The organism is Streptomyces litchfieldiae (assembly GCF_031845365.1).
GTDB classification, from domain to species: Bacteria; Actinomycetota; Actinomycetes; order Streptomycetales; family Streptomycetaceae; genus Streptomyces; species Streptomyces litchfieldiae.
Window position 1 is genome coordinate 226,072 of sequence record NZ_JAVREL010000008.1, and the last position, 13,421, is coordinate 239,492.

Annotated in this window: 8 protein-coding genes and 1 pseudogene; 1 reads left to right on the forward strand and 8 read right to left on the reverse strand. The window is 69.3% G+C overall.

The features are described 5' to 3' along the window. Positions 1-139: 139 nt before the first annotated feature. The 8 genes and pseudogenes from RM590_RS16290 to acnA all read right to left on the reverse strand — a co-directional run bounded on the left by RM590_RS16290 (position 140) and on the right by acnA (position 11,417). The gene (locus tag RM590_RS16290; RefSeq protein WP_394813873.1) at positions 140-1,417 is read right to left on the reverse strand and encodes a sugar ABC transporter permease; all 1,278 of its coding nucleotides are present in this window, start codon (positions 1,415-1,417) and stop codon (positions 140-142) included. Between the two features lie 86 nt (positions 1,418-1,503). Continuing rightward, a pseudogene (locus RM590_RS16295) lies at positions 1,504-2,277 on the reverse strand (ATP-binding cassette domain-containing protein); the annotation flags it as partial. 144 nt (positions 2,278-2,421) lie between these two features. Continuing rightward, complete coding sequence (locus RM590_RS16300) at positions 2,422-3,522, reverse strand: sugar ABC transporter substrate-binding protein (protein WP_311705292.1); 1,101 nt, start codon at positions 3,520-3,522, stop codon at positions 2,422-2,424. A 272-nt stretch (positions 3,523-3,794) separates the two neighbouring features. After that, positions 3,795-4,979: an ROK family transcriptional regulator gene (locus RM590_RS16305; RefSeq protein ID WP_311705293.1), complete on the reverse strand. Its 1,185-nt coding sequence runs from the start codon at positions 4,977-4,979 to the stop codon at positions 3,795-3,797. Between the two features lie 166 nt (positions 4,980-5,145). Further along, the gene (locus RM590_RS16310; protein WP_311705294.1) at positions 5,146-6,009 is read right to left on the reverse strand and encodes a carbohydrate ABC transporter permease; all 864 of its coding nucleotides are present in this window, start codon (positions 6,007-6,009) and stop codon (positions 5,146-5,148) included. Positions 6,010-6,035: 26 nt separating this feature from the next. Continuing rightward, a complete protein-coding gene (locus RM590_RS16315) occupies positions 6,036-7,061 on the reverse strand; it encodes a carbohydrate ABC transporter permease (RefSeq protein WP_311705295.1) in 1,026 nt (341 codons plus the stop codon). Between the two features lie 16 nt (positions 7,062-7,077). Beyond that, entirely contained in the window at positions 7,078-8,496 is a 1,419-nt protein-coding gene (gene ngcE / locus RM590_RS16320) for an N-acetylglucosamine/diacetylchitobiose ABC transporter substrate-binding protein (RefSeq protein ID WP_311705296.1), read from the reverse strand. A gap of 200 nt (positions 8,497-8,696) precedes the next feature. Then, entirely contained in the window at positions 8,697-11,417 is a 2,721-nt protein-coding gene (acnA, locus tag RM590_RS16325) for an aconitate hydratase AcnA (protein WP_311705297.1), read from the reverse strand. Between the two features lie 311 nt (positions 11,418-11,728). Here acnA and RM590_RS16330 point away from each other — a divergent pair, with 311 nt between their 5' ends. After that, on the forward strand, positions 11,729-13,258 hold the full coding sequence (locus RM590_RS16330) for a helix-turn-helix domain-containing protein (RefSeq protein WP_311705298.1): 1,530 nt from the start codon (positions 11,729-11,731) through the stop codon (positions 13,256-13,258). Positions 13,259-13,421 lie beyond the last annotated feature (163 nt).

The window sequence follows — 13,421 nt, forward strand, 5'->3', positions numbered from 1 at the left end:
CTCCTAGCGGTTGTGGCTCGTGAGGCCGTTTGACGAGTTTAGTGTCGTTCGCTGGCTTCATGGTCTCAGGATGCGAGATAGGTCACCAACGGCGTGACCCGGGCCGCGTAACGCGACCCGGGTCGTTGTGCGCGCCGGGTCAGGTGCGCCCGGCCGTGCGCTGGGTGCGCCGGGAGACGGAGTCCAGAACAACCGCGATCAGCAGGACGGCGCCCGTGATCATGTAGGAGATCTCACTCGACATGTTCATCAGATTGAGCCCGGTCTCGATGGACTGGATGACCAGCGTGCCGAGCAGCGCGGACCAGATCCAGCCCCGGCCGCCGAAGAGGCTGGTGCCGCCGATGACCGCGGCCGCGATCACGTTCATCAGCAGGTTGCCCGAGCCGAGGCTCTTGGCCGCGCCGCCGTTCTGGGCGGCCAGGAACAGGCCGCCGAACGCGGCCAGGGTGCCGGCGATGGTGAAGACGGTCAGCCGGACGCGTTCGACGTTGATGCCGGCCCGGCGGGCGGCCTCCGCGTTGCCGCCGACCGCGAAGATCTGCCGCCCGTAGGTGGTGCGGCGGACCATGAAGTCGGCCAGCAGCAGCACGGCCAGGAAGATCACCAGCGCCAGGGGCAGGCCGCGGTGCTGGTTGAGGGTGTAGGCCGTGATGAACGCCGCGGCGGCGACGAGCCCGCCGCGCAGCAGGATCTCGCTGCGCGGCCGGGTGGGCAGCCCGGCGCCCGCCCGGCGGCGCTCATGGCGCCACAGGGCCAGGACATAGCCGCCGGTGATGACGGCGGCCAGCGAGTAGGCGGCGGAGATGTCGCTGAAGTAGAAGCCGTAGATGTCGCGGACCAGGCTGTCGCGGGGGATGTTGAGGGTGCCCTCCTCGCCCATCACCCAGATCTGCACGCCGCTCCAGCCCAGGAAGCCGGCCAGGGTCACGACGAAGGCGGGGACGCCGATCCTGGCGAAGAAGAAGCCGTGGATGGTGCCGACGACGGCGCCGGCGGCCAGGGCCAGCAGGATGGCGAGCAGGTCGTTCACGCCGTGACTGACCGAGAGCACTCCCCAGATCGCGGCGGACAGACCGGCCATGGAGCCCACGGAGAGGTCGATCTCGCCCAGCAGGAGGACCAGCACGATGCCGACGGCCATGATGCCGGGGCCGGCGATGTAGATGGCGATGTTGCTGAGGTTGCGCGGGGTGAGGAAGGTGCCGGTCTCGACCTCGAAGATGATCGCGATGATGATGACGCCGAACACGACGGGGATCGAGCCGAGTTCGCCGCCGCGTATCCGGCGGCGGAAGTCCTCCAGGTAGCCGGCGAGCCCCTTCTCCCGCACCAGCAGCCGGGGGTCGGGGGCGATGTCGGCCGCCGGCGCCGGGTCGTTCTGCCGCGGCTCGGTGGCTGTCTTTCCGTCGCTCACGATGCCTCCTTCGGGCTGTCCGTGGTGTCGGGGGTCCCGGCCGCGTCACCGGTGGCCTCGGGGGTGCCCTCGGCCTCTTCGGTGGCGGCCTCCCGGGGGGTGCGGCGCTGCCGGCGGACGACGGCGTTGTCCGCGGCGCCCGTGATGGCGGAGATGATCTGCTCGCCGGAGGTGGTGGCGGCGGGAAAGACCCCGTTGTTGCGGCCCAGTCGCAGCACGACGATGTCGTCGGCGACGGCCTGGACGTCCGCCATGTTGTGGCTGATGAGGATGACGGCGAGCCCGCGGTCGCGCAACCGCTCGACCAGGTCGAGCACTTGGGCGGTCTGCTCGACGCCGAGGGCGGCGGTGGGCTCGTCCAGGATGACCACCTCGGGCGAGCCGACCAGGGCGCGGGCGATGGCCACGACCTGGCGCTGGCCGCCGGAGAGCGAGGCCACCGGGATGCGCACGCTGGGGATGCGGATGGACAGCGTGTCCAGCAGTTCCCGGGAGCGCCGCTCCATGGCGACCTGGTCAAGCACGTGTCGGTGGCGGATCTCGCGGCCGAGGAACAGGTTGGCGACGACGTCGAGGTTGTCGCACAGGGCCAGGTCCTGGTACACGGTGGCGATGCCCAGCTCCTGGGCGTCGTGGGGGCGGGTGATGCGGACGGGCTCGCCCTTCCAGGAGATCGTCCCGGAGTCGATGGGGTGGACTCCGGCGATCGTCTTGACGAGGGTGGACTTCCCGGCTCCGTTGTCGCCCACCAGGGCGGTCACTTCGCCGGGGCGGATCTCCAGATCGACGTCGGTCAGCGCCTGCACGGCGCCGAACCGCTTGGAGACGCCGCGCAGCGCCAGGACGGGTGCGGCGGTCAACTGAACCTCCTTGCGTGGGTGGGCCGGCTCGCCCTCCGCCGCCCGCGCGAGTGGTGGCGGCGGGCGGCGGAACGGGCGGGCCGGTGCCGGGACGTCCGGGCATGGACGGGTGACGGTCCCGGTGGGTGGGGCGTTTGCGCCGGATCAGCCGAGGCCGATCTCCTGGCACGCCTGGGCGTATTCGGCGGTGCAGATGTCCTCGACCGAGTAGAAGTCGTCGGCGACGACGGTGTCGGCGATGTTGTCCGCGGTGACGGCGACGGGGTCCAGCAGCGTGCTGGGGATGCCCTCGTCGGTCGGGCTGTCCACGCTGTCGGGGGTCAGGTCGGAGAAGTCCTCGCCGCGCATGAGGCGGACGGCGATCTCCGCGGTGATCTCCGCCTCGGGGCGCAGCGCCTTGTAGATCGTGAAGGTCTGCTCGCCCGTGACGATGCGCTGGAGGCCTGCGAGTTCGGCGTCCTGGCCGCCGACGGGGACGCCGGTGATGCCGGCGGCGTTGAGGGCGGTGACGACACCGGCGGCCATGCCGTCGTTGGCGACGTACACGCCGTCGAAGCCGTCGGGGCCCAGGGAGTCGATGGCGGCGGTCATCTCCTCGTTGGCGAGGGCGCCGTCCCAGCCCTCGATGTCCTGCTCGTAGACGACCTCGGTGGTGCCGTCGAGCACGGAGTGGGCGCCGTTCTTGAAGAGTTCGGCGTTGGGGTCGGTGGGCGAACCGTTGATCATGACGACGCGGGAGCCCTCGGCGTCCTCGCCCAGCGACTCCAGCATGGTCTCGCCCTGGAGCTGGCCGACGCGCTCGTTGTCGTAGGAGACGTACGCCTCGATGGGGCCTTCGGCCAGCCGGTCGTAGGCGACGACGGGAACGCCCTCGGCGGCCGCGTCCTCGACCCAGGACGCGGTGGCGGAGGCGTCCACGGGGTCGAGGATGATCACGTCCACGCCCTGGGTGAGCAACGCGTCGAACTGCCGCTTCTGGGCGTTGGTGTCGTTGCTCGCGTTGGAGTGCTCGACCTCGCAGTCCGGACAGAGTTCGGCGATCTTGTCCTCGATATACGGCCGGTCGAAGGTGTCGTACCGAGTGGTGACATCGTCCGGCAGGAGGAGACCAATGGTCCCGCCGCCGTCGCCGTTCGACTCTTCTTCGCCGTCGTCACCGCCGCCGGCCTCGCCACAGGCGGCGAGGGCAATCGTGAGGGCTATGGATGTGGCTCCGATTGCGAAAAGTCGCAGGTGTTGACGCATAGTTGCTTTCGCCTCCCGGTAGGGCCGCGCCGTCGCGGCCGTGGGTCGGCAGAGAGCTAACTCCGCACCCTCGCTTGTCGTCAATACATAAAGCCGGGAGCTATCAAACCGATACCTTCCCTTACGGCTGAAACGAAGGTTTCGGTGGCCAATTCCCGGACGGAAAAGGGCGCACTCGGCGTGGACTCCTGAGGGATTTTCTTTTCTTCTGTGCGTTTACTTTTTGATCGCCGAATGATCGCGAAGGGCGCTCGTTCCGGCGGGCGGGCCGCTCAGGCCGCGGCGCCCACCGGGCCGAGCAGCATGCCGTCACCCATCTCGCGCAGCACCAGCGCGAGCGCGCCCAGCACCTCGGCCCGGCCGCCCAGCGCCCCGGGCACCAGCGAGAGCTGACGCGCGGCGCTGGGGATGGCGTACCGGCCCACCGAGTCGCGGATCGGGCCGAGCGCGATCTCGCCCGCCTCGGCCAGGTCGCCGCCCAGGACGACGCGGCTGGGGTTGAGCAGGTTGCACAACTGGGCCACGCCGGTGCCGATGTGGCGGCCGATGTCGGCGATCACCCGCCGGCAGCCGGGGTCGCCCTCGCGGGCGAGCTGGACGACGCGGTGCATGGTCAGCTCCGGGCCGTGGCTGGCGTGCAGCAGGGGCAGCACGTGGCGGGCCGCGGTGAACGTCTCCAGGCAGCCGCGGTTGCCGCAGCGGCAGACCGGGCCGGACTCGTCCAGGGTGATGTGCCCGATCTCGCCCGCCGTGCCGCCCGGACCGCGGTAGATCTGGCCGTTGATCACCAGTCCGGCGCCCACGCCGCTGGCGACCTTGATGTAGGCCAGGTCCCCCGAGCCGCGCCCGCTGCCCCAGACCAGCTCGCCCAGCGCGCCGAGGTTGGCGTCGTTGTCCACGTGGACCCGGACGCCGGTGCGGGCGGCCAGCTCCTCGCGCGGGTTGGTGCCGCGCCAGCCCGGCAGGATCGCCGTGGAGCCCAGCGCGCCGGTCTCCACGTCGATCGGCCCGGGCACGCCGAGCCCAATGCCGATGATCTTGCTCCGGTCCACGCCCGCCATGGCGAGCAGCCGCCCGACCAGCTTCTCGGCGCGGTCGAAGCCCTGGTCGGCCGAGGCGTCCACGTCGAACGGCTCGGCCTCCTCGGCGAGCACCTGGTGGGCCAGGTTCCCCACGGCGACGCGCAGATGGGAGTGGCCGAAGTCGACGCCGACGACGATGCCCGCGTCGCTGGACAGCGAGACGCTGCGCGCCCGGCGGCCGCCGGCCGAGGTGGTGCGCACCTCGATCGTGCCCAGATCCTTCAATTCCCGAACAATGTTGGACACCGTGGCCGCGGACAGTCCGGTGGTCCGCGCGATGTCCGCCTGGGTCAGCGAACCAGCGGCACGCACGGCACGCACCACACGTTCCAGGTTGGCTCGGTGCAGCGAGGACTGCGACCCCGGAGTCTCCACGGCTCACTCCACTTCGGTCTGCGGGCGGGCGCCACGGTGGGCCCGCCGGCCGCTCCGACAGCGGTAGGAGACGGCGCCGGGCCCACTATATGAACTGAAGGGCTGGCGTGGGAGAACAGTGGGGAAACCGCTTGCGCCCGGGCCCCGGACGCGCTCCGCTTCCCGGCTACCGCACCGCTCCCGCCGTCAGCCCGCTCTGCACCTGCCGCTGGAAGGTGACGTAGACCACCAGCACGGGCAGCATCGCCATGGTCACGCCCGCGTAGAGCGCTCCCCAGTCGCCCTCGTAGCCCTGCTGGACCATGAGCGCGGCCAGGCCCTGCGGCAGCACCGCGTCGTCCGGGTCCCCGACGTTCAGCACCCGGGGCAGCACGAACTGGTTCCATTGCCCGAGGAAGTTGAAGATCCCGATACTGATCAGGCCGGGCTGGGCCATCGGCATCATGATCTGGAAGAACGTCCGGGAGTGCGAGGCGCCGTCCAGGGTGGCCGCCTCCTGCACCGCGGTGGGCAGGGTGCGGAAGAAGGACACCAGGAAGAACGTGGTGAACGGCAGCGAGTAGGCGATGTAGACGATGATCAGGCCCTGCCGGGTGTTCAGCAGCCCGAAGTTGTTCAGGATGAAGAACAGCGGGACCAGGGCCAGGAACACCGGGAACATCATCCCGCCGACGAACAGCAGGTGGATGAACCGGTTGCCGCGGAACGTGAAGCGGGCCAGCACATAGGCCGCCATGGAACCCAGCAGCATCGTCCCGGTCAGCGAACCCGCCAGGATGATCAGCGAGTTCACGGTGTAGCGGCCGATGTCGGCGTTGGTCCAGGCGTTGCTGAAGTTGTCCCACTCCAGGCTGGTGGGCAGGCCGAACGGGTCCGAGATCAGCTCCGAGTGGGGCCGGAGGCTGGAGATCACCACCCAGATCAGCGGCCCGGCGGCCATGATCACCCACAGCACCAGGAACGAGTGGGCGAAGACGTTGAGCACGCCGCCGGAGCGCTCTCCGGCAGCGGTGGGCCGCTGCTCGCTCATGCGAAGGTCTCCCCCAGGTGAGGCGTTCAGAACTCGATCCTTTCCCGTCGGCCCACGAGCATCATCAGCACCGCGAAGGCCAGAGTGACAAGGAAGAGGGCCACGCCGATGGCGGTGGCGTAGCCGGCCTGACCGTCCCGGAACGCCTTCTCGAAGAGATAGCTCGGCACGACGTCCATGCCGTGCTCCGGGATCATGACGTTGACCAGCGCGAACGAGTCGAGGGCCTGGATGCCCATGTAGATCCAGCCGGTCCGGATGGTGTCCCAGGTCAGCGGGAAGGTGATGCGGAAGAACGTCACCGACCGGCCGGCGCCGTCCAGCAGCGACGCCTCGTAGATCTCCCTGGGGATCGAGCCCATCGCCGCGGAGAACAGCACCACGTAGAAGCCGACGAACGACCAGCACAGCACGGCAAGCACGCACCAGCGCGCGAGGTCGCCGCCCAGCCAGTCCTCCTGCCGCCAGGAGTCCAGGCCGACACTGCCGAGCCCCTCGTTGAGGATGCCGCTGCGCGGACTGTAGATGCGCGACCAGATCACCGCGACGACCGCGATGGACAGCACCTGCGGAAAGAAATAGACGATCTTGTAGAACCCGGTGCCGAAGACGCCGGACACCGCCTGGCTCCGGCCGCGCCGGCCGCCGGCGTTCAGCATGAACGCGATGAACAGACCGAGCGCGAGAGTGATCACCGGTGCCAGGACGACCAGCACCAGGCTGTTGACCATCGCGTCCCAGAACTTGTCGTCGTTCCAGAGCCGTTCGTAGTTCTCGAAACCCGTGAAGTTGTAGTTGGCGCTGTAACCCGTCCAGTCCGTCATCGAGTAGAAGAACGCCTGGAGAAACGGTGAGACAACAAAGAGCAGATAGACCAGCAGCGGGAGAAAGAGGAACCAGACTATGAATCGGTACTGATCGAGCTTCCGGTAACGCCGGTCGTATCTCACCCGGGCCGGGGTGAACCGGGGCGGCAGGAAGAACGCCGCCGCCAGGTGCAGTCTCGTGCTGGGGGGCAGGCTTTCGCCGCCCCCGTCCTTCCGGACTTCCATACCGCCCCTCCCCCGGTCAGACGTGCTGGAACTTCTGGATGGAGTCGTCCTGCGCCGTGGCGTCGGCGGCCTGCTGGCAGCGGTTGATGGCCTCGTCCGGCTCGATCTCACCGGCCATCATCGCGGCGACGGCGCCGCCGATCTCCTCGTTGTTGAGCTGCCGGTACCAGTCGGGCAGCCGGGGGATGACGATGTTGTCGCCGGCCGCGGCCAGCGTCTCCTGGGCGCTGGACAGGCCGGGCGGCAGCTCCAGGCCGTCGGCCGCGCCCCGCACACAACTCAGCGAGGAGACCAGCTCGGTGAAGTTCCGCGCGGACTCGCGGCCCAGCATGATGCGGAGAAACTCAAGCCCGCCGGGGACGTTGGGCGCGTCGGCGGGGATGATGAACGGCTCGCTGGCCGACGCCCACAGCGTCTCGAACGGCATGGCGTCGGAGGAGTCCAGGCTGGTGGGCGGGCCCACGGCCATGTCGAAGTCGGCCGGGGTGTTCTTCCGGGCCTCGTTCTCCACCCAGGAACCGTTGGGGATGAACAGGGCGTTGTACTTGTTCCACTCGTCCTGGGACTCCTCGTGCGTCAGCCCCGGGCTGCCCTGGAGGACGTAACCGCGCGCGGTGAGTTCGTAGTACGCCTCGAAGGCGGCCTTGACCGCGTCGTGGCGCCAGGCGTTGGGCTCCAGGTTGTCGATGGCGCGCAGGACGTCGGCGCCGCCGATCTTCCCGATGAAGGGGTACAGCGTGAAGTTGAAGTAGTAGGGGTACTGGCCCGCGTAGGTCCAGCCGGCCATGCCCTGCTGCTTGGCCTTCTCGCAGACGGCCAGCATCTCGTCCCAGGTGCGCGGGTACTCCACCTCCAGGCGGTTGAGCGCGGTGCGCGAGTACCACTGGCCGTACACGATGAAGGCGTAACTGAGGCGGTAGACCGCGTCGCTGCCGAACTGCCCCATCTCGATGGTGCCGGGCATCAGCGTCTCCCGCACCGTCACGCCGGGGTCGTCCAGGGACGGCGCGTCCAGCAGCTCGGTCAGGTCGAGCACCTGCTCGTTGCGGATCAGCGCGGCGATGTCCATGGCGTCCGCGCCGGAGTTGTCGATGACGTCCGGCGGGTCGCCCTGCACCATGCGGGGCTGGAGCCGCGTCTGGATCTCGGTGGTCTTGACGTGCTCCACCGTGCCGTAACTGCCCTGGTAGATCTTCTCGGCATCGAGCGCGTACTGGTCCCCGAAGCCGCCGTCGAAGATGACGACTTCGAGCTCCGCGTCGGCGCTCACGCCGAACGGGTTGGCGTCGGTGGACTCCTCGCGCTCGACGGAATCGTCGTCGCCGCCGCCGCTGGCGCAGGAGGTGAGTGCGCTGACCGCCGGCACGGTGAAGAGGCCCGCGGCAGCGGTTCTTCCCATCAGGGCACGGCGGTTGAGGTACGGACCGGAATTCATGTTCGAGTCCTCGCCTTCAATAAAGGACGCGGGCGGTGGTGGCCGCCGGATCCCCGACAGGTATAGTCCACTTGGCGCGGGCGGGGAAGATCGCGGACCGAGATCGCGAACAGGCTTTTCCGAGTTGAGATCTACGCGACACACATGCGAAGGCCGCCCTCCCCCGGTGGGGAGGACGGCCTTCGCCCGTACCGCGTGGGCTACTTGGCGAGCAGCGACCGCAGCACGTACTGCATGATCCCGCCGTTGCGGTAGTAATCCGCCTCGCCGGGGGTGTCGATCCGCACCGTCGCGTCGAACTCGACGCCGGTGTCGGTGGTGACCTTGACGGTCCCTGGGATCCCGCCGTCGTTCAGCGCGGTGACGCCGGTGAGGGAGAACGTCTCCTCGCCGGTCAGGCCGTAGGAGGCGGCCGAGTGGCCGGCCGGGAACTGGAGCGGGAGCACGCCCATGCCGATCAGGTTCGACCGGTGGATGCGCTCGTAGGACTCGGCGATCACCGCGCGCACGCCCAGCAGCGCGGTGCCCTTGGCCGCCCAGTCGCGCGAGGAGCCGGAGCCGTACTCCTTGCCCGCGAGGACGATCAGCGGCACGCCGGCGGCCTGGTAGTTCCGCGAGGCGTCGTAGATGAACGACACGGGCGCGCCGTCCTGGGTGAAGTCCCGGGTGTAGCCGCCCTCGGTGCCGGGCGCGATCTGGTTGCGCAGCCGGATGTTGGCGAACGTGCCCCGGATCATCACCTCGTGGTTCCCGCGGCGGGAGCCGTAGGAGTTGAAGTCGCGGCGCTCCACGCCGTGCTCGGTGAGGTACTTGCCGGCGGGGGTGTCGGCCTTGATGGCACCGGCCGGCGAGATGTGGTCGGTGGTGACCGAGTCGCCGAGCTTGGCCAGCACCCGGGCGCCCTCGATGTCGGTGACCGGCGCCGGCTCCGTCGTCATGCCCTCGAAGTACGGGGGCTTGCGGACGTAGGTGGACTCCGGGTCCCACTCGAAGGTGGAGCCCTGCGGGATCTTCAGGGCGTTCCACTGGGCGTCGCCGGCGAAGACGTCGGCGTAGCTCTGGCCGAACATCTCCTGGCCGATGGCGGAGGCGACGACCTCCTCGACCTCCTGCTCGGTGGGCCAGATGTCCCGCAGGTAGACCGGCTTGCCGTCCGGGTCGGCGCCCAGCGGCTCGGAGGTGAGGTCCACCTGCATCGAGCCGGCGATGGCGTAGGCGACGACGAGGGGCGGCGACGCCAGGTAGTTCATCTTGACGTCGGGGTTGATGCGGCCCTCGAAGTTCCGGTTGCCGGACAGGACGGAGACCACGGCGAGGTCGTTGTCGTTGACCGCCTGGGAGATCTCCTCCGGCAGCGGCCCGGAGTTGCCGATGCAGGTGGTGCAGCCGTAACCGACCAGGTTGAAGCCGAGCTTGTCGAGGTACGGGGTGAGGCCGGCCCGGTCGTAGTAGTCCATGACGACCTTGGAGCCGGGCGCCAGCGTGGTCTTGACCCAGGGCTTGCGGGTCAGGCCGCGCTCCACCGCCTTCTTGGCCAGCAGGGCGGCGCCCACCATCACCGAGGGGTTGGAGGTGTTGGTGCAGGAGGTGATCGCGGCGACGGTGACGGCGCCGTGGTCGATCTCGAACGTGGTGCCGTCGGCCATGGTGACGGAGACCGGGTTGCTGGGCACGCCGTTGCTGACGGCGGGCGGGTCGGAGGCCGGGAAGGACTCCTTGCTCGCCTCGTCCGCGTCGGTGGAGGGCACGTGGGCGCGGACGTCCTCGGCGAACTTGGCCTTGGCCGCGGTGAGCGCGATCCGGTCCTGGGGGCGCTTGGGCCCGGCGATGGAGGGCACGACGCTGGAGAGATCCAGCTCCAGGTACTCGGAGAAGTCGGGCTCGCGCGCCGGGTCGTGCCACAGGCCCTGGGCCTTGGTGTACGCCTCGACCAGGGCGAGCTGCTGCTCGTCGCGGCCGGTGAGGCGCAGGTAGTTGATGGTCTCGGCGTCGATCGGGAAGATCGCGGCCGTGGAGCCGAACTCCGGCGACATGTTGCCGATGGTGGCGCGGTTGGCCAGCGGCACGGCGGCCACGCCCTCGCCGTAGAACTCGACGAACTTGCCGACGACGCCGTGCTTGCGCAGCATCTCGGTGATGGTCAGCACCAGGTCGGTCGCGGTGGTGCCGGTGGGCAGCTCGCCGGTGAGCTTGAAGCCGACGACGCGCGGGATGAGCATGGAGACCGGCTGGCCGAGCATGGCCGCCTCCGCCTCGATGCCGCCGACGCCCCAGCCGAGCACGCCCAGGCCGTTGACCATGGTGGTGTGCGAGTCGGTGCCGACGAGCGTGTCGGGGTACGCCTGGCCGCCGCGGACCATCACGGTGCGGGCCAGGTGCTCGATGTTGACCTGGTGGACGATGCCGGTGCCGGGCGGGACCACCTTGAACTCGTCGAACGCGGTCTGGCCCCAGCGCAGGAACTGGTAGCGCTCGCGGTTGCGGCCGTACTCCAGCTCGACGTTCTCCTGGAAGGCGTTGGGCGTGCCGAACTTGTCCGCGATGACGGAGTGGTCGATCACGAGCTCGGCCGGCGCCAGGGGGTTGATCCGGGCAGCGTCGCCGCCGAGCTCCTGCACGGCCTCGCGCATCGTGGCGAGGTCCACGACACAGGGCACACCGGTGAAGTCCTGCATGATCACGCGGGCCGGGGTGAACTGGATCTCCTGGCTGGGCTGGGCGTTCGCGTCCCAGCCGCCCAGTGCCCGGATGTGATCGGCGGTGATGTTCGACCCGTCCTCGGTACGGAGCAGGTTCTCCAGCAGCACCTTCAGGCTGTATGGCAGGCGGGCCGACCCCTCCACCTTGTCCAGCCGGAAGATCTCGTACGACTCGTCGCCCACCCGCAACGTGCTGCGGGCGTCGAAGCTGTTCGCCGACACGACTGTCTCCTTCAACACATGATTCGCGCGTACTACCGCATCCTGCCGTTCGCACCGTGTCGGGGCTCGCTAAGGTGACCCTAAGTAAGCCGCCGTGGAGATGCGTGCGGCAGCGCCGTCCTGTCATCAGATATCTCGATGTCGAGATAACCCTAACTCATGGGCGACACGACCTCATCAGCCCCGTGCTCGCCGCGTGCGGGCGTGTCGCCGGGGATCCGCCGCACACGACTACCCCTCGAACGGCGTGTCGTCACCCGAACGGCCGCCCCTGACGAGCGCGATCTCATATCTGAGATAGGGTCGAGCGCATGATCGACGACTACCTCGCCCGGATCGGACAGCTCATTCGGGACGCACGTCAACATCGCGGCTGGACCCAGGTGCAGCTCGCGGAAGCACTCGGGACCAGCCAGAGCGCGGTCAACAGAATCGAGCGGGGGAATCAGAACATCAGCCTTGAGATGATCGCCCGCATCGGTGAGGCGCTGGACAGCGAGATCGTCTCGCTGGGCTACGCCGGCCCGATGCATCTGCGGGTGGTCGGGGGCCGGCGGCTGCACGGCAGCATCGACGTGAAAACGAGCAAAAACGCGTGTGTCGCGCTCCTGTGCGCCACCCTCCTCAACTCGGGCCGCACCGTCCTGCGCCGCGTCGCCCGCATCGAGGAGGTCTTCCGGATCCTGGAGGTGCTGGGCTCGATCGGCGTCCGCAGCCGGTGGATCAACGAGGGCGCCGATCTGGAGATCGTCACCCCGGCCGAGCTGAACCTGGACGCGATCGACCTGGAGGCGGCGCGGCGCACGCGCAGCATCATCATGTTCCTCGGTCCGCTGCTGCACCGCATGGACCAGTTCCGGATCCCCTACGCGGGCGGCTGCGACCTGGGCACCCGCACGGTTGAGCCGCACATGCAGGCGCTGCGGCGGTTCGGCCTGGAGGTCACCGCGACCGAGGGCATGTACCACGCCACGGTCAACCGGCAGATCACGCCCGGCCGGGCCATCGTGCTGACCGAGCGCGGCGACACCGTGACGGAGAACGCGCTGCTGGCCGCCGCCCGGCACGACGGCGTGACCGTCATCCGCAACGCCTCCTCCAACTACATGGTCCAGGACCTGTGCTTCTTCCTGGAGCAGCTCGGCGTGCGGGTGGAGGGCGTGGGCACCACCACGCTCACCGTGCACGGCGTGCCGGAGATCGACCGGGACGTGGACTACTCGCCCTCCGAGGACCCGGTGGAGGCGATGAGCCTGATCGCCGCGGCCGTGGTCACCGAGTCGGAGCTGACGATCCGCCGGGTACCGGTGGAGTTCCTGGAGATCGAGCTGGCCGTGCTGGAGGGCATGGGCCTGGACCACGACCTCGGCCCGGAGTACCCGGCGGACAACGGCCGCACCCGGCTGGCCGACCTCACGGTGCGGCCCTCCAAGCTGGAGGCGCCGATCGACAAGATCCACCCGATGCCGTTCCCCGGGCTGAACATCGACAACGCGCCCTTCTTCGCGGCCATCGCCGCCTCGGCGCACGGCTCGACACTGATCCACGACTGGGTCTACGACAACCGGGCCATCTACCTGACCGACCTGAACCGGCTGGGCGGCCGGCTCCAGTTGCTGGACCCGCACCGGGTGCTGGTGGAGGGCCCGACCCGGTGGCGGGCGGCCGAGATGATGTGCCCGCCGGCGCTGCGGCCCGCGGTGGTGGTGCTGCTGGCGATGATGGCCGCCGAGGGCACCTCGGTGCTGCGCAACGTGTATGTGATCAACCGCGGTTACGAGGACCTAGCCGAGCGGCTGAACTCGGTGGGCGCGCAGATCGAGACGTTCCGCAACATCTGACCGACCCCCGCCGTCGCACCCCCTCCGGCCCGCGGAAACGCTGGGCCGGAGGGGTGCGCCGGTGCCTGTGGGACTTCTCTGGGATTTTCCGCCGAGCCTGAGCCGTTCGGGTCGCGCCCGAAGACCGCGTCAACGGCGGCCGCTCCCCGTGCCCCGGCGCGTG

Excerpts from the sequence above, each read along its gene's own strand:
- RM590_RS16315 (WP_311705295.1), bottom strand. The coding sequence starts at position 7,061 with ATGGAAGTCCGGAAGGACGGGGGCGGCGAAAGCCTGCCCCCCAGCACG.
- RM590_RS16310 (WP_311705294.1), bottom strand. The coding sequence starts at position 6,009 with ATGAGCGAGCAGCGGCCCACCGCTGCCGGAGAGCGCTCCGGCGGCGTG.
- RM590_RS16300 (WP_311705292.1), bottom strand. The coding sequence starts at position 3,522 with ATGCGTCAACACCTGCGACTTTTCGCAATCGGAGCCACATCCATAGCC.
- RM590_RS16330 (WP_311705298.1), top strand. The coding sequence starts at position 11,729 with ATGATCGACGACTACCTCGCCCGGATCGGACAGCTCATTCGGGACGCA.
- ngcE (WP_311705296.1), bottom strand. The coding sequence starts at position 8,496 with ATGAATTCCGGTCCGTACCTCAACCGCCGTGCCCTGATGGGAAGAACC.